Annotated in this window: 15 protein-coding genes; 13 read left to right on the top strand and 2 right to left on the bottom strand. The window is 64.1% G+C overall.

The genetic code is table 11. The features are described from left to right. Positions 1–152 precede the first annotated feature (152 nt). Positions 153–644, bottom strand: coding sequence for a tetratricopeptide repeat protein (locus tag LNV23_RS22630; RefSeq protein ID WP_263520529.1), 492 nt, complete (start codon positions 642–644; stop codon positions 153–155). Positions 645–1491: 847 nt separating this feature from the next. Between LNV23_RS22630 and LNV23_RS22635 the strand changes: the two genes are divergently transcribed. From LNV23_RS22635 to LNV23_RS22670, 8 genes are all read left to right on the top strand, one after another. After that, entirely contained in the window at positions 1492–2331 is an 840-nt protein-coding gene (locus LNV23_RS22635) for a flagellin N-terminal helical domain-containing protein (protein WP_263520528.1), read from the top strand. Between the two features lie 396 nt (positions 2332–2727). Next, positions 2728–3573 (top strand): flagellin N-terminal helical domain-containing protein, encoded by an 846-nt coding sequence (locus LNV23_RS22640; RefSeq protein ID WP_263520527.1) that lies wholly within the window; start codon positions 2728–2730, stop codon positions 3571–3573. 315 nt (positions 3574–3888) lie between these two features. Beyond that, positions 3889–4737: a flagellin N-terminal helical domain-containing protein gene (locus LNV23_RS22645; RefSeq protein WP_263565054.1), complete on the top strand. Its 849-nt coding sequence runs from the start codon at positions 3889–3891 to the stop codon at positions 4735–4737. A gap of 179 nt (positions 4738–4916) precedes the next feature. Next, on the top strand, positions 4917–6347 hold the full coding sequence (gene fliD, locus LNV23_RS22650) for a flagellar filament capping protein FliD (protein WP_263565055.1): 1431 nt from the start codon (positions 4917–4919) through the stop codon (positions 6345–6347). Positions 6348–6591: 244 nt separating this feature from the next. Next, positions 6592–7023, top strand: a complete 432-nt coding sequence (gene fliS / locus LNV23_RS22655; protein WP_263565056.1) for a flagellar export chaperone FliS — start codon at positions 6592–6594, stop codon at positions 7021–7023. Between the two features lie 53 nt (positions 7024–7076). After that, a complete protein-coding gene (locus LNV23_RS22660) occupies positions 7077–7376 on the top strand; it encodes a flagellar protein FliT (protein ID WP_263520523.1) in 300 nt (99 codons plus the stop codon). A gap of 61 nt (positions 7377–7437) precedes the next feature. Continuing rightward, positions 7438–8214: a flagellar brake protein gene (locus tag LNV23_RS22665; RefSeq protein ID WP_263565057.1), complete on the top strand. Its 777-nt coding sequence runs from the start codon at positions 7438–7440 to the stop codon at positions 8212–8214. Further along, on the top strand, positions 8211–8762 hold the full coding sequence (locus LNV23_RS22670) for a pilus assembly FimT family protein (protein ID WP_263565058.1): 552 nt from the start codon (positions 8211–8213) through the stop codon (positions 8760–8762). The genes LNV23_RS22665 and LNV23_RS22670 overlap by 4 nt, the downstream gene beginning before the upstream one ends. Before the next feature lie 78 nt (positions 8763–8840). Here LNV23_RS22670 and fliE read toward each other — a convergent pair whose 3' ends face one another. After that, positions 8841–9164 (bottom strand): flagellar hook-basal body complex protein FliE, encoded by a 324-nt coding sequence (gene fliE / locus LNV23_RS22675; RefSeq protein WP_263565059.1) that lies wholly within the window; start codon positions 9162–9164, stop codon positions 8841–8843. A 267-nt stretch (positions 9165–9431) separates the two neighbouring features. Here fliE and fliF point away from each other — a divergent pair, with 267 nt between their 5' ends. From fliF to LNV23_RS22700, 5 genes are read left to right on the top strand one after another with little or no spacing between them, the layout of a single operon-like run. After that, the gene (gene fliF, locus LNV23_RS22680; protein WP_263565060.1) at positions 9432–11114 is read left to right on the top strand and encodes a flagellar basal-body MS-ring/collar protein FliF; all 1683 of its coding nucleotides are present in this window, start codon (positions 9432–9434) and stop codon (positions 11112–11114) included. 53 nt (positions 11115–11167) lie between these two features. Beyond that, positions 11168–12163: a flagellar motor switch protein FliG gene (gene fliG / locus LNV23_RS22685; protein ID WP_263565061.1), complete on the top strand. Its 996-nt coding sequence runs from the start codon at positions 11168–11170 to the stop codon at positions 12161–12163. A gap of 12 nt (positions 12164–12175) precedes the next feature. Continuing rightward, positions 12176–12997 (top strand): FliH/SctL family protein, encoded by an 822-nt coding sequence (locus LNV23_RS22690; RefSeq protein ID WP_263565062.1) that lies wholly within the window; start codon positions 12176–12178, stop codon positions 12995–12997. Continuing rightward, complete coding sequence (fliI, locus tag LNV23_RS22695) at positions 12997–14463, top strand: flagellar protein export ATPase FliI (protein WP_263565063.1); 1467 nt, start codon at positions 12997–12999, stop codon at positions 14461–14463. Before LNV23_RS22690 ends, fliI begins: the two co-directional genes overlap by 1 nt. Positions 14464–14522: 59 nt before the next feature. Next, on the top strand, positions 14523–14996 hold the full coding sequence (locus LNV23_RS22700; protein WP_263520515.1) for a flagellar export protein FliJ: 474 nt from the start codon (positions 14523–14525) through the stop codon (positions 14994–14996). The last annotated feature ends 8 nt before the right edge of the window (positions 14997–15004 follow it).

Below are 15004 nucleotides of genomic sequence, written 5' to 3' on the forward strand. Positions count from 1 at the left end.
TCCCGGTTCTTCCCAGAACCTTGTCAGGCAAACTCTTACAAAGCTGTCCCCTTGGCGGGGCGCTGGCCCGGGGAAAGCGTTGTCCCCTCAGGCCGGGCCGGGCAGTGCGCGAACGATGTCACGCCTGCCGGGCCTGACAGGCCAGCGCCGGCTCAGGCGCCGCCCAACAAGGCGTCCAGGCGCGCCAGCTCGGTGCGTGCCACGGGCAAAAGGTCGGGGGCCTCGTCGAGCAGGCTGTCGATGGCGCGGGGCTCCCCCTGGAGCAGATGGCGCAGTGTCTTTTGTGCTTGGGCCGATTTGCCCAGGCCTGAGCAGGCAAAGGCCAGCGTGTACAGGCTGGGGCCGTGATGGGGATGCAGTTCCAGCGCCTGCTTGGCATGCAGCGCTGCTTGGGCCAACTCGCCAGCACTGAGCAGCAAGGCCGCCAAGTCGCTCATCAGATCATGAGAGAGCGGTTCGTTCTGCAAAGCGTCCTTGAGCATGGACATGCCACGCCCGAGTCGTCCTTGCGCCGCTTCGGCAAACGCTGCATTGCGCGCCTGAGCCAGCAGCAGGGCCGCCTCTGGGCTTAGCTCGGCAGGCCGCGCGAGCGGCTGCGCCTCTTGCTGGCCTTGTGTCACGGCCTTCTTTGTTCCTTGCGTCATTGCGTGCATTTCAATCTCCAAGGGGTTGATGCCAAACAGTGCCAGCGCCCGCTTCCCGTGCGCCATCGTTCTCGCTGCCAAAAACGTCGGGTCAGCCACCCGGCCCAGATCCGGCTTGCGGCCAGAGGGCGGGCTGTGCGTGCTGCGGCCTCAGCGGGTGCTGGCTTGAAACTGCGCGGGGCGCGCATTTCGACCGCAATGCTGAGGACTTTAGGCACAGCACCGGCTGCCGTTCGCGAGAAAAGCACAGGCTTGCCGCCTTTTCTCAAAGGCTGTGCCGAGCGCGAGGCGCCGAAAACAAGTCAGAGCGAGGCACCAGGGATGCTCCTCCCGACCGGCACCAGGCCGACCCGCTCTTGTTTCAGCACACAGCTTCTCTACGACGATCTCTACCAAGGATTCGCGCCACCACAGACAGCTCCGCACTCAGCCACTCGATTCATGATCGCAAGCGCTGGGGCCACAGGTACACGATGGACCGCAGGGCAGCCCGGAATTTGCCACCCTGCCCCACCCGCCCAGCACGGGCAGGAAGGGGATCCATCAAACAAGCCAAGGCACCCACCGCTTATCCGGCGATCAAGCCTATTGACAAACAGCGCTCAAGTTCGCTCGGGCGTTGTCCGATACCACTCTCAACGGGTCTGGAAACAGGCGCGTGGTCCGGTAACAAGGCCGCTGGTTGAGCAATCTCGCAAGGGAATGCAGGGCTTCACAGGCTGACTGGCGCCGGGCGGTGTGGATGGAAAAGCGTCAAGGCTTTCATCCGCGTCACAAATGTCGCAAGGCATTTGCCAACACGTCGGCGCTGAGCCGGGAATCTTCGTAGCTGAAACAGGAGCGCATCATGCCCGCAATCATCAATAGCAATATTGCTTCTCTGAACGCGCAACGCAACGTTGCCACTTCACAATCCTCGCTGTCCATTTCCATGCAACGCCTGTCCTCAGGCATGCGTGTGAACTCCGCCAAGGACGACGCCGCCGGCCTGGCCATCGCTGAGCGCATGAGCTCTCAAGTGCGTGGCATGAACGTGGCCGTTCGCAATGCCAACGACGGCATCTCGCTGGCGCAAACGGCTGAAGGCGCACTCGGCAAGGTGGCGGACTCGCTGCAACGCATGCGTGAACTGGGCGTGCAGGCCCGCAATGCCACCAACACCACCCAAGACTTGGACTCGATCGGCAAGGAGTTCAAGGAACTGGGCTCTGAAATCCAGCGGGTGCTGGGCGGCACGACCTTCAACGGCACGGCCATCCTGGGCGCCGGCGCCGGCGCCAAGGACTTCCAGATTGGTGCCAACACCACGGCCAATGACGTCGTTACGGTGACCACCACCGACATGACCGGCAATGGTGACATCACCGCGGTCACCGGCGATGCGATCGACAACACCAAGACGGCTGCGGACCTGAAGACCACCATCGACCAGATCGATACGGCCATCAACACCGTCAGCTCTGAGCGCGCCACCTTGGGTGCCGCCCAGAATCGTTTCGAAGCGGTGATCTCCAACCTGATGGTGTCGGTGGAAAACCAAAGCGCATCGCGCAGCCGCATCTTGGATGCCGACTACGCGACGGAAACCGCCAATCTGAGCCGATCGCAGATCCTGCAACAAGCCGGTACCGCCATGATTGCGCAAGCCAATCAGATGCCGCAGCAAGTCCTGTCGCTTCTTCGATGACCCCGGGCCAGCCTCGCTGGCCCTGAGTACACCCGTCGTCGCAGGAACGGAAAATCTCACCCCTCCAGCACAAGCCCCTTGACGCTGCCCCTCGACCGGGCAGCGTCATTTTTAAGGGCTCTTTTTAAAAAGAAGGCAAGAAAAAATCTTCAAGTGATGCGAGGCAGCGATCGATAACAAAACCAACGGGCCCGAGGAAACAAGGGACACCGTGGTCCGGTCAGCCGGCCGCACGCCCCAGGTCTATCAGCCGGGGTTTGATGGCAGGACGCGGACGGTGCAGACCAGGCGGCGCAAGCGACCTGACTGCTGGCAAGGCGGCCTCTTTCTGGCGGCCTAGTTATCGACCGTATAGACCGGGTTTCCGGAATGTCTTGAACACCGAAAGGATTGAAAATGCCCTCCATCATCAACACCAACGTTGCCTCCCTGAACGCGCAACGTAACGCCTCAAACACACAGCTCTCGCTGGCCACCTCTATGCAGCGCCTGTCGTCCGGCATGCGCGTCAACTCGTCCAAAGACGATGCAGCAGGTCTGGCCATTGCCGAACGCATGCAAGCTCAAGTGCGCGGCATGAATGTCGCCGTGCGCAATGCCAACGACGGCATTTCCTTGGCCCAGACCGCTGAAGGCGCTTTGTCGAAAGTGGGCGATTCGCTGCAACGCATGCGTGAACTGGGCGTGCAGGCTCGCAATGCCACCAACACCACCACCGACCTGGACTCGATCGGCAAGGAGTTCAAGGAACTCGGCGCTGAAATCCAACGCGTGCTGGCCGGCACCACCTTCAACGGCACGGCCATCTTGGGTGGTGGCGCGGGCGCCAAGGATTTCCAGATCGGCGCCAACACCACGGCCAATGACATCGTCACGGTGACCACCACCGATCTCACCGCTGATGCCGACATCACGGCGGTGACCAACGACGCGATTGACAACACCAAGACGGTGGCCGACCTGAAGACCACGATCGACCAAATCGACACGGCCATCAACACGGTCAGCTCGACGCGCGCCACCCTGGGTGCAGCCCAGAACCGCTTCGAGGCCGTGATATCCAATCTGATGGTGTCGGTGGAAAACCAGAGCGCGTCACGCAGCCGCATCATGGATGCGGACTACGCCTCGGAAACCGCCAATCTGAGCCGAGCCCAGATCCTGCAGCAAGCGGGCACGGCCATGGTTTCGCAGGCCAATCAGATGCCCCAGCAAGTGCTGTCTCTGCTGCGCGGTGGCTGAAGCCCCAGGCCCTACAAACTCCATCTGAACTTCGCTCCGCCCCGGGCTAGCCCCGGGCGCGGAGCTTTTTTATGGGCGTGGTTTTGCCCCCTATTCCTGCTTTCAGGAGGCCAGAGACTGCTCAAGAATTTGCACATCGGGATGAGACATTTTTTGCATCACCCGACGTCCGGACCCAAGCTGACCCCAACGCCATGACGGCCAGCTTGATCAGACCGGGCGAGTTGCCGGGACAGCATCAAGTTCAGGCTTGAAGCCAACCCGAATGACACGCCGGCCTGGCCGGGAGTTGCCGGATTCTGTAGGAGTTCTCAAATGCCGCAAACCATCAACACAAACATTGCCTCGCTGAATGCGCAGCGCAATCTGAATATGTCGCAGGGCTCATTGGCCGTGTCCATGCAGCGACTATCCTCGGGTATGCGAGTCAACTCCGCCAAGGACGACGCCGCGGGCCTGGCCATCGCCGAGCGCATGCATGCCCAGGTCCGAGGCATGAACGTCGCCATCCGCAATGCCAATGACGGCATCTCGCTGGCGCAGACGGCTGAAGGCGCCTTGTCCAAAGTGGGCGACACCTTGCAACGCATGCGAGAACTGTCCGTTCAGTCCCGCAACGCCACCAACACCACCACCGACCTCGATTCCATCGGCAAGGAATTCGGTGAATTGGCCTTGGAAATTGGGCGCGTGCTGGCCGGCACCACCTTCAACGGCAAAAAGATTCTCGGCGCCGACGCGGTCACGCCGCAGGAATTCCAGGTTGGCCCCAACACCGGCGCGGAAGACACCATCACGGTGACCACCTCCGACATGACCGCGGACCCGACCATCACGGCAGTGACCGCCGCCGTCATCGGCAATGCCTCGACCACCGCCGACCTCAAGATCATCATCGATGACATCGACACCGCGCTGAACACGGTCAGCAGCCAGCGCGCGACCTTGGGTGCCTCGCAGAATCGTTTCGAAGCGGTGATCTCCAATCTGCAGGTCTCGGTGGAGAACCAGAGCGCAGCGCGCAGCCGCATCATGGATGCTGACTATGCGGCAGAAACCTCCAACCTCAGCCGCACTCAGATCCTGCAACAGGCCGGCAATGCGATGGTGGCCCAGGCCAACCAGTTGCCGCAGCAGGTGCTGAGCTTGCTGCGCGGCGGTTGATCCATCCGCGGCCGGCCCTGAGGCCAGCTCCGCGGGCGTCAATTCAGCACTCAAGTCCAGGAACAACCGGCCGATACCGCCTTTGCGTATCGGCCTTTTTGTCTAGCCCCCGCGAACCTTCGCCGCTTTGAGAACAAGACACGGTCGCGGAACCATCGCAAGCCACAGGGAGCCCCATCATGGCAGCCATCACCTCCGCCGGCATTGGCAGCGGCCTCGACATCGAGTCCTTGATCACCAAGCTGGTTGCAGTGGAACGCCAACCGATCAGCACGCTCAAGACCGCCACCGATGGGCTGAAGACCCAGCTCTCGGCCTATGGCAAGGTGCAAAGCAGCTTGTCGGCTCTGCGCGACGCGGCCGCCAAGCTGACCAACCCTGAAACCTGGGGGGCCGGCCTGGGCACGTCCAGCGACAGCAACAGCATCACAGTGACACCGGGCAGCGGCGCTGCGGCCGGCAAAGTTTCAGTGTCGGTCAGCCGCTTGGCCACTGCCCAGTCCGTGTCCACCAGCTACCAACCGAGCACCGGGCCGATCGGTCAGGGCACCTTGACCATCGAGCTCGGCACTTGGAATGCCGACCAAACCGGCTTCGACCCCAAGGCCGGTGCCAGCGCCATCAGCATCGACATCAGCGACGGCAGCAATTCGCTTGCCCAGATTCGCGACAAGATCAATGCCGCCAAAGCCGGCGTACAGGCTTCCATCGTCACCGACCAAGGTGGCTCGCGCCTGGTGATGCGCTCCACCGAAACCGGGGTCAGCAACGGCTTCCGCGTCGCCGTGGTCGACGGTGACGGACTGCTCGACGGCCAGGGCCTGGATGCGCTGTCCTTCGACCCGCGCAGCCCTGAGCTGTCCAAAACCACACAGAACCAGGCAGCCGGCAATGCTCTGGCCAAGCTCAATGGTCTGGATATCGAGTCCGAGACCAACACGCTCAAGGAGTCCATTGACGGCTTGACCATCAACCTGCTCAAGACCACCACGAGCGAAGTCACGCTGAATATCGCGTCGGACAAAGAGGCCATCAAGAAGGCCATCAATGACTTCAGCACTGCCTACAACTCGGTGGCCAGCTTGCTGCGCGACCAGACCAAGTACGACCAGGCCAACAAAACCGCTGGGGCCCTGCAGGGCGAGGGCTCGGTGCTCAGCGTGCAGTCTGGGCTGCGCGGCGTCAGCGGCGGATCCACCACTCTGGGTGGCAAATTCAGTCGCCTGTCCGACCTGGGCCTGGACCCCAGTGCCGACGGCACGATCAAGGTCAACACGGCCAAGCTGGAAACCTCCATGGCCGACCTGGACAGCATCAAACAGCTGTTCATGGGTGTTGACAGCAGCAATGCCGAGAACAACGGCCTGGCCCAGCGCATGCGTAAATTCGCCGACCTGGCCCTGGGCATCGACAGCAGCCTGAGCACCCGGCAAAAAGGCTTGCAGGACCGCATCACCGGCAATGGACTGCAGAGCTCCAAGCTGGAGGACAAGGCCACACTGACCGAAACCCGCTTGCGCGCTCGCTACACCGCGCTCGATGTGCAGATGGGCAAGCTGAACAATCTGTCCAGCTATGTGAGCCAGCAGATGGCCATGCTGAACAAGTAGATCCAGGCCTGAGCGCGCGGCCTGCTGCTCAAACCACCCCGCTGTCACGGCGGCGGCTTCACCAGAGGCCGCCGCCGTTTTCCTTTGCAGGCCACTGCGCCAGCAAGCACTCGGGCCGCAGCTGCGTCATATTTCGCGCTTTTGGCAAGGCCGCGTCTGCAGAGGCGCAGAGCCGCGCAGGACACTCAAGTTCGCCGGCCCGGGGTCGAAAACAAGTCAACAAGACCCCCTGAGAAAGCTCCCCATGTACGGTAACGCCTCTTCCCCGTTTGCATCCAGGACCCAGCGCGCCTCGATGTACCGCAAGGTGGGCCTGGAAACCGACGTCCAGAGTGCCAGCCCCCATCGCTTGGTGAGCATGCTGTTCGACGGCATCTTCGACGCCATGAATCAAGCCCTGGTGGCCATCGCCAGCAACAACACAGCGCAAAAGAACAACTCACTGTGCCGTGCAGTTCGCATCCTGGACGAGGGACTGAAGTCCACCCTGAACCTGGAGGCCGGACCGCTGGCCCAAGACCTCGGTGACCTCTACGCCTATCTGTGCATGCGCCTGACCCAGGCCAATCTGCATGGCGACAGCGCCCGCATCGAAGAATGCCAACGCCTGCTAACGCCGGTGCGCGATGCCTGGAACGCAATCGCGCAGTCGCCTGAAGTCCAGCGGGCTGCTTGACCGACACAGCCGTACGCCCTGCCCCCATCCCCCTGCATCTTCCGGAACTTGTGATGAACACCCAACTTCTGAGCTACTACGAAGCCATCGAGCAAGCCAGCGCCGACATGCTCTCGGCCGCCCGCACCGGCAACTGGGACGAAGTCGTCAAGCTCGAGGGCGCTTGCGTCCTGTTGATTTCCCAGCTCAAACATGCGGCCGGCAACGAAAAGCTGGCGCCCGAGGAAAGCCGACTGAAGACGCGCATCATGCAGCGCATCCTGCTCAACGACGCAGAGATCCGCCACCTGGCCGAGCCCTGGTTGGACGATCTGGACCAAGTCCTGACCGGCAAGAGCAAGACCTTGCACTGAGTCCGCCGGTCTAACCACAGCTTGGGGCCGAATTGAGTGCCCCGGGCAGCACGAATCTCGCATGAGCCATTCAACGCCCTCCACCACGCCCGACCCGGCCACTCCAGCCGACTCGGGCGATTTTCGTATTCAGGCGCCGGGAGAAATCCTGACCCTGCTGCGCCGCCTGCAGAGCGAGCGCAGCCACCTGATCCTCAGCAATGCCGCGGGTCTGAGCGTGCAGAGCAGCCTGTGCAGTGTGGACGCGGCCTCGGGCCGACTGCTCCTGGATTTACCCGCAGCCGGCAGCCCCTTGCCCGCGCTGCTGGGCGCCGAAGAGCTCACCGCGGTCGCCTATCTGGACCAGATCCGCCTGCAGTTCGAGGTCGAGGGCTTGCTGCTGGTGCAGCCCGACGCACCAACAGAGAACAGCGGCCAGGCCGTGATGCAGGCCAGCTTTCCTTTGGTGCTCTACCGCTTCCAGCGGCGCCAGGCCTTCCGAGTTCGCCCCAACGGGCGAACGCCGCAAGCCCGTTTCAGCTTGCCGACCGGCTCCGGCGAGTTGCTGAGCCTGCGCGTGCTCGACCTCAGCCTGGGCGGTCTGGCCCTGCAGCTGCCGGCCGGGCAAGACGCCCCGGCGGCCGGCTCCTTGCTGAGCGGCGTTCTGGTGGAGTTGGACCGCCACACCCGGCTGACGGCCGATTTGCGCCTGCAGCACGCCCGCCCACAGGACGACGGCAGCCAGCAACTGGGCTTGCTGTTCGAAAAGCTCGACCCCATGGCCACACGCGATTTGCAGTACTACATCGAACAAGTGCAAAAAACCGCCCGCTTGCTGCGCAAGCCGGCCGCCGCATGAACGGCAAATTGCAACACCAGCGCCAGCAAGCGGGCTTCACCTTGCTGGAAGCGGCCGTGGTCATGGCCGTGCTGGCCGTCATCATGACGGTGGCCGTGCCCAATTACCGCGGCCATCTACAGCGCCAGCAGCTGCGCGAAGCGGCCAACAGCCTGTTGGTGGACCTGCGCAATGCGCGCGAAATGAGTGTCAGCCAACGCACGCCGATGTTCGTCAGCTTCCATCGCGGGCCGAACTGGTGCTGGGGCGTCAGCCAGGGCATGCCCTGCGACTGCGGCCCGACCGTGGCCGGCAGCGCCAAGGCCGTGGACCCGGCGACCGGGCGGCCCAAGGCCTGTAGCTTGACGCGATACAAGGGCAGCGAATTTCCTGATGTGACCATGGACAGCGCCGCGGACGCCGAATTCGAACCCACCCTGGGACAGGCGCAAAAGCATGGCAGCACCGCCTTCCGCAGCGGGCGGGATCAGAAGCTGCAAGTCGACCTCAATGCCATGGGGCGGGCCCAGATCTGCGGGCCGGCGACGAGCTCGGCCACGCCTTGCTGAGTTTCCAGGCGCTTCGCTGAAGACGACGAGGCGAGCACTTCGCAGCGTCGCCCCGCACCGGCAAGTCGAGCAGTTCGCTCAGACCTGCATATTCATGATTTCAGAGTAGGCAGAGACCAGACGGTTGCGCACCTGCAAGGTGGCTTGAAAACCGATCTGGGCCTTCTGCATGGCCACCATGGTCTCTTCCAGGCTGACCGTGGGGTTGTCCAGCTGAACCTCACGCTGCAAGCGCGAGGCTTCGTTCTGCGACTGGCTGACTCCCTTCATCGCCTGCGCCATGGCATCGCCAAAACTGGCGCCGCCGGTCGCCTTGGCCTTGGACAGCGGCTCGCCATTGATGTTCAGACCAGCGCGCGCGGTGGCCTGGGCGAAATCAAACGGTCTGAGCTTCAGTTCCATGGGGGACTCCATCCACGCTCGCGACCAAAGGCGGTGCCTCAGCCGGAGCGATAGACCGAACTGTAGGCAAAGACCGAGGCGCTGAAGGAGGGAACTGCGCTCGGTTCTTCGGCCTGTTCCCGGCTTTCTTTAGGGGGCAAATCCGAATAATTCACTCCATCGGCAAGGCCTGTAGGACGCCGTGAAAAACCTCACGGCAGCGAAGCACAACCGCCTTCTTCCCAGCATTCATCTACAGAACCGCAGCCCACCAGCCCGCCCCGCCCCATGGATAACGCCCTCAGCCCCGCCGCCAACACCCTGCCCATGGTGACGCCCGAGCCTGCCAGCTTCGGCGCCCGCCTGGCAGCCCTGCCGGTGCGTAACAAGCTGATGATGGGCGGCGGTCTGGCCATGCTGGCGGCCGCCGTGCTGGCCATCACCCTGTGGTCCAACCAAGGCGACTACCGGCCGGTCTTCACCGGCCTGTCCGACAAGGACGGCGGCGCCGTCATCGCCCAGCTGGCCACGCTCAATGTGCCTTACCGCCACGAGCCCGGCGGCATCATTTTGGTGCCAGCCGCGCAGGTCTATGACGTGCGCATGAAGCTGGCCTCGGCCGGCCTGCCCAAGGGCAGCAGCGTCGGCTTCGAGCTGATGGACAAGAGCTCGATCGGCCAAACCCAATTCAATGAGCGCCTGAATTTTCAGCGCGGTCTGGAAGGCGAGCTGACTCGCACCATCACCGCCCTGGCCGACGTGGCCGATGCGCGAGTCCATCTCGCCATGCCCGAGCAGAACGGCTTCTTCCGCGAACAGCAAAAGCCCAGCGCCTCGGTCATGCTGACCTTGCGCGGTGGCCGCTCGCTTGACCGCGCCCAGATCGCCGGCATCGTGCATTTGGTTTCGGCCAGCGTGCCGGGTCTGTCGGCCAAGGCGGTCAGCGTGCTGGACCAGACCGGTGCCTTGCTGTCGACCAGCCCTGAAGTCAGCAATGGCCTGGACAGCCAGCAGCTGCAATACAAGCAGCAGATCGAATCCAACTTCAACAAGCGCATCTACGAACTGCTGGAACCGGTGGTGGGCCGCGGCAATCTGCGTGCGACCGTCACTGCCGATCTCGACTTCAACCAGGTTGAAAGCACCGCTGAAGAGTACAAGCCCAACCGCGGCCAGGGCACCACGGCCGCCATTCGCAGCGCCCAAACCAACGAATCGACCAATGGTGCGGCCCAGCCCCCAACCGGTGTGCCGGGTGCCGCTGCCAATCAGCCACAAGCCCCGGCCACGGCGCCCATCGAAGGCGAGGCCGCACCTCTGCAGGCTACAGGCGGCGCCGGCAACAACAGCACCAAGCGCGACTCGGTCACCAACTACGAGCTGGACAAAACAGTGCGCGTGGTGCGCAACGCCACGGGCAATGTGCGCCGTTTGAACGCCGCCGTGGTCATCAACCACCGCCCCAACACCGATCCCAAATCCAAGGTCGCCAACATTCCGGTGCCCCAGGAAGAGCTGGACAAGCTCACGGCGCTGGTCAAGGAGACCATGGGCTTCAACCAGGACCGCGGTGATTCGCTCAAGATCATCAGCGCGCCCTTCTTGCAAGAAAAGCATGAAGAGCTGGACCTGCCCCTGTGGAAGCAGCCCTTTGTGCTGGATCTGCTGCGCACCGCAGCCGTGCCCCTGGCCCTGGTGCTGGTGGCTTTGATCGCGGTTTTCGGCATGGTGCGCCCGGCCATCAAGGCGGCCAACCCGCCCCCGCCCGAGGCCAGCGACACCGCCTCACAGCTCGACGCCGTGGTGGACGACGACAACGAACTGCCCGCCCTGGGCGCCGATGGCGCACTGCCGGCCTTGAGCGGTCCCGTGGCCAACGAGAAGCTGGAACGTGCCCGCCTGCTGGCCCGAGAGAACCCGATTGCCGTGGCCAACATCATGCGCAATTGGATCAATGGCGAGGTCGAGTGATTTGCCTCGCCCGCTTAGCCGCCCTCCTCAACGAATGACCACCGAGCCCGACCATGGATGACAAAGGAGTAGAGGACGCTGCCATCTTGCTGATGTCCCTCGGCGAGGAGGAAGCGTCCGAAGTCTTCAAGCATCTGGCCCCGAAAGAGGTGCAGAAGCTGGGCGAGACCATTGCCAAGCTCAAGGTCGTGGGCCGAGAGAAGGTCGAGCAGGTGCTGACCCGCTTCGACAAGGTGGCCGAGACCCAGAGCACGCTGGTGTCGGACACCGACGAGTATGTGCGCCAGGTGCTGCGCAAGGCCCTGGGCGAGGACAAGGCCAATCTGCTGCTGGACCGCATCCTGCAAGGCAGCGATGTGTCTTCGATCGAAAGCCTGAAATGGATGGACGCCGCCTCGGTGGCCGAACTGCTGCGCAACGAACACCCACAGATCATTGCCGCCATCCTGGCCCACCTGGACTTTGATCAGACCAGCTCGGTGCTGCGTGTCTTCACCGAACGCCAGCGCAACGAGGTGTTGGTGCGCATCGCCACGCTGGACGGCATTCAGCCGATGGCGCTGAAGGACCTGAACGAGGTCATGAGCCAGGTGCTGGCCGGCGGCGAACGCATGCGCAAGTCCTCGCTGGGCGGCGTCAAGACCGCGGCCGAAATCATCAATATGTTGGGCTCCAGCGTGGAAGCCTCGGTACTGGACTACATCCGCGAAGCCGACGCCGATCTGGCCCAGAAGATCATGGACAACATGTTCACCTTCGACGATCTGGACAAGATCGACGACAAGGGCATCCAGGCCGTGCTCAAGGAAGTGCAGAGCGAATCCCTGGTCGTGGCCCTCAAGGGCGCCAGCGCAGAACTGCGCGAGAAGATCCTGCGCAATATGTCGAGCCGTGCGGCAGAGACTCTGCGCGAAGACCTGGACTCGCGCGGCCCAGTGCGCTTGTCCGAGGTCGAAGGCGAGCAGAAGGAAATGCTCAAGATCGTGCGCCGTCTGGTGGACGAAGGCACCATCGTGCTGGCCGGTGGCGGCGACGACCAATTCGTTTGAGGCGATTGAGTCATGACCCCTCGCCCACCCCGTCAAGTTCCACCGCCGCCGCGCGACCCCTCGCAGCCGGCGCGCACCAGCAGCTACAGCCGTTTCATCCCGCGCGAGGAAGTGCAGAGCTTCGCTGCCTGGAACCCCGATGCCTTCCAAGGCGCCATGAACGCACAGCGTGCGCCCATCAGCGCGCCCGCTCCGGCACCCAGCCAGCAGGCAGCGCCCGAGCCAGCACCGCCGCCCCAGCCTGACTTGCAGGAACAGCTGCATGCTGCCCGCCAATCCGGCTACCAGGACGGTTACCGCGACGGCATGGCCGCGCTCGATGCCTTCAAGAAAAGCTTCGCCCAGCAGATGAGCGCTCAGCTGGGCCAGCTGGTGCAGAACTTCGACGCCGACTTCCGCGCCCTCGAAGACGAGATGGCGGCCACCCTGGCCCGCTGCGCCGTCGAGCTGGCCCGCCAGGTGGTGCGCAGCGAGATCACCCAGCGCCCCGAACACATCGCCAAGGTCGCGCATGACGCGGTCGAGGCCCTGCAGCTGTCGGCCCGCCATGTGCGGGTGCGCGTCAACCCGAGCGACTACCCGCTGGTGCAAGAAGGCGCTGGCGAGGAGCTGCGCGCCCGCGAGGCCCAGCTCCTGCCCGACCCGGACGTGCCGCGTGGCGGCTGCCGGGTGGATTCCGACATCAGCAGCGTCGACGCCAGCCTGGCCTCTCGCTGGCAACAAGCGGCCGCCGCCATGGGGCAGGCCTCGCTGTGGGAAGACCGCCGCACCGGCCGCAGCGACGGCGACGCGGGCAGCAGCAGCAGCAGCAGCAACTCGCAGGAGGCCTTGTGATGGCCGACTTCGACACCGAGCAAGACGAACTGAACGCCGCAGCCGGCAGCCGCCAAGGCCGCTGGCAGCAGTACCTGAGCAATCTGCAGGAATTCGCCGGCAACAGTCTGCCGCTGGAGTCTCAGGGCAAGCTGGTGCGTGTGGCCGGCCTGGTGCTGGAAGCGACCGGGGTCAAGGTGCCGGTCGGCTCGGTCTGCGAAATCCACATGCCCAGCTCGTCAATGAATCCGCAGCGCGGCCAGCGCCCGGTCAATGCCGAGGTGGTGGGCTTCTCGGGCGACCGCGCCTACCTGATGCCAACCGACGAGATCCAGGGTTTGTCCAGCGGTGCCATGGTCGTGCCGCGCGCCCTGCCCTTGATGGGTCCGAAGCTGGGCCAACCTCTGCACCCCTGGCGCCGCAATGAAGACCGCGGCCTGCACCTGCCCATGGGCCAAGGCCTGCTGGGTCGCGTGGTCGATTCACACGGCCACCCGCTGGACCGCCGCGGCCCCCTGCAGATGACCCATGCCGAGCCCATGGTGCGCCGCCCCATCAACGCCATGGACCGCGACCCGGTGCGCAGCGCCCTGGACACCGGCGTGCGCGCCATCAACACCATGCTGACCGTGGGCCGCGGCCAGCGACTGGGCCTGTTCGCCGGTACCGGCGTCGGCAAATCGGTGCTGCTGGGCATGATGGCCCGCTACACCCAGGCCGATGTCATCGTCGTCGGCCTGATTGGCGAGCGCGGCCGGGAAGTGAAGGAATTCATCGAGGACATCCTCGGCGAGGACGGCCTGCAGCGCTCGGTCGTCGTGGCCGCGCCGGCCGACGCCCCGCCCCTGGTGCGCATGCAAGGCGCCCACTACGCCACGGCGATTGCCGAGAACTTCCGCGACCAAGGCCTGCATGTGCTGCTGCTGATGGACTCGCTGACCCGCTACGCCATGGCCCAGCGGGAGATCGCCTTGGCCATCGGCGAGCCGCCGGCCACCAAGGGCTACCCGCCGAGCTGCTTCGCCAAGCTGCCGCAGCTGGTCGAGCGCAGCGGCAACGGGCTGCCGGGCGAAGGCTCGATCACGGCCTTCTACACCGTGCTCAGCGAAGGCGACGACCAGCAAGATCCGATCGCCGACGCAGCACGAGGGATTCTGGACGGCCACATCGTGCTGAGCCGCGAACTGGCCGAGGCCGGCCATTACCCGGCCATCGACATCGAGCGCTCGATCTCTCGGGTGATGACCAATGTGGCTCCCCAAAGCCATATCGACGCCGCACGCCGCTGCCGCCAGCTGCTCGCCAAATACAACAAGGCCCGCGACCTGATCCAGTTGGGTGCATATGCCCCCGGGCATGACCATGAACTGGACCTGGCCGTGCGCCTTCACCCCGACATCAGCCGCCTGCTACAGCAGGACATGCACAGCCCGGCCTTGCTGGCCGACAGCGTTCGCCAGCTGTCAGCCGTCATCAAGGACGCCTGAATTCTGCCGATACACCAGGGGTCCGCGCCGGACCACTTTGACTTACCGAGGATCGCTTCATGAGCAGTTCAAGCAATCTCCAAGTGTTGAGCATCCTGCTCGAACGCGCCGAAGCCGAGCGTGACGAAGGCTTGCGTCAGTTCCAGGAAGCCCAGGCCCGCGCCGACAAAGCGCGCGCGCAGCATGGCGATCTGGCCCAGTACCGCAGCGACTACCAGCTGCGCTGGAGCCAGCAGTTCGCCCGCCAGGGCACCATGGACATCGTCGCCTGCTACCAGAGTTTCGGCGGCCGCCTCAACGAAGCCATCACCAGCCAGAGCAATCTGGCCCAGTTCGCCGACCAGCGCGTGGTCACGGCTCGCGAGCGCCTGCAAGGCTTGGAGATGCGCGTCGCTTCGGTGCGCAAGCTGCTGGAGCGCCGCCGCCTGGAGATCAGCCGCTCCGCCCAGCGCCAGGACCAAAAGGCCACCGATGAACAAGCCTCGCGCAGCGCCTATGCAGGCGGCAATCCCTTCATGCGCCTGAGTGCCTGAGGCCTGCT

Origin of the sequence: Kinneretia sp. DJ1R-11 (assembly GCF_025717595.1) — a bacterium.
Lineage (GTDB): Bacteria > Pseudomonadota > Gammaproteobacteria > Burkholderiales > Burkholderiaceae_C > Paucibacter_A.

Bases quoted from the DNA above. Each gene is read 5' to 3' on its own strand.
- LNV23_RS22690 (WP_263565062.1), top strand. From the start codon at position 12,176: ATGACCCCTCGCCCACCCCGTCAAGTTCCACCGCCGCCGCGCGACCCC.
- fliF (WP_263565060.1), top strand. From the start codon at position 9,432: ATGGATAACGCCCTCAGCCCCGCCGCCAACACCCTGCCCATGGTGACG.
- fliG (WP_263565061.1), top strand. From the start codon at position 11,168: ATGGATGACAAAGGAGTAGAGGACGCTGCCATCTTGCTGATGTCCCTC.
- LNV23_RS22665 (WP_263565057.1), top strand. From the start codon at position 7,438: ATGAGCCATTCAACGCCCTCCACCACGCCCGACCCGGCCACTCCAGCC.
- LNV23_RS22640 (WP_263520527.1), top strand. From the start codon at position 2,728: ATGCCCTCCATCATCAACACCAACGTTGCCTCCCTGAACGCGCAACGT.
- LNV23_RS22660 (WP_263520523.1), top strand. From the start codon at position 7,077: ATGAACACCCAACTTCTGAGCTACTACGAAGCCATCGAGCAAGCCAGC.
- LNV23_RS22630 (WP_263520529.1), bottom strand. From the start codon at position 644: ATGACGCAAGGAACAAAGAAGGCCGTGACACAAGGCCAGCAAGAGGCG.
- LNV23_RS22700 (WP_263520515.1), top strand. From the start codon at position 14,523: ATGAGCAGTTCAAGCAATCTCCAAGTGTTGAGCATCCTGCTCGAACGC.
- LNV23_RS22635 (WP_263520528.1), top strand. From the start codon at position 1,492: ATGCCCGCAATCATCAATAGCAATATTGCTTCTCTGAACGCGCAACGC.
- fliS (WP_263565056.1), top strand. From the start codon at position 6,592: ATGTACGGTAACGCCTCTTCCCCGTTTGCATCCAGGACCCAGCGCGCC.
- fliI (WP_263565063.1), top strand. From the start codon at position 12,997: ATGGCCGACTTCGACACCGAGCAAGACGAACTGAACGCCGCAGCCGGC.
- fliD (WP_263565055.1), top strand. From the start codon at position 4,917: ATGGCAGCCATCACCTCCGCCGGCATTGGCAGCGGCCTCGACATCGAG.
- fliE (WP_263565059.1), bottom strand. From the start codon at position 9,164: ATGGAACTGAAGCTCAGACCGTTTGATTTCGCCCAGGCCACCGCGCGC.
- LNV23_RS22670 (WP_263565058.1), top strand. From the start codon at position 8,211: ATGAACGGCAAATTGCAACACCAGCGCCAGCAAGCGGGCTTCACCTTG.
- LNV23_RS22645 (WP_263565054.1), top strand. From the start codon at position 3,889: ATGCCGCAAACCATCAACACAAACATTGCCTCGCTGAATGCGCAGCGC.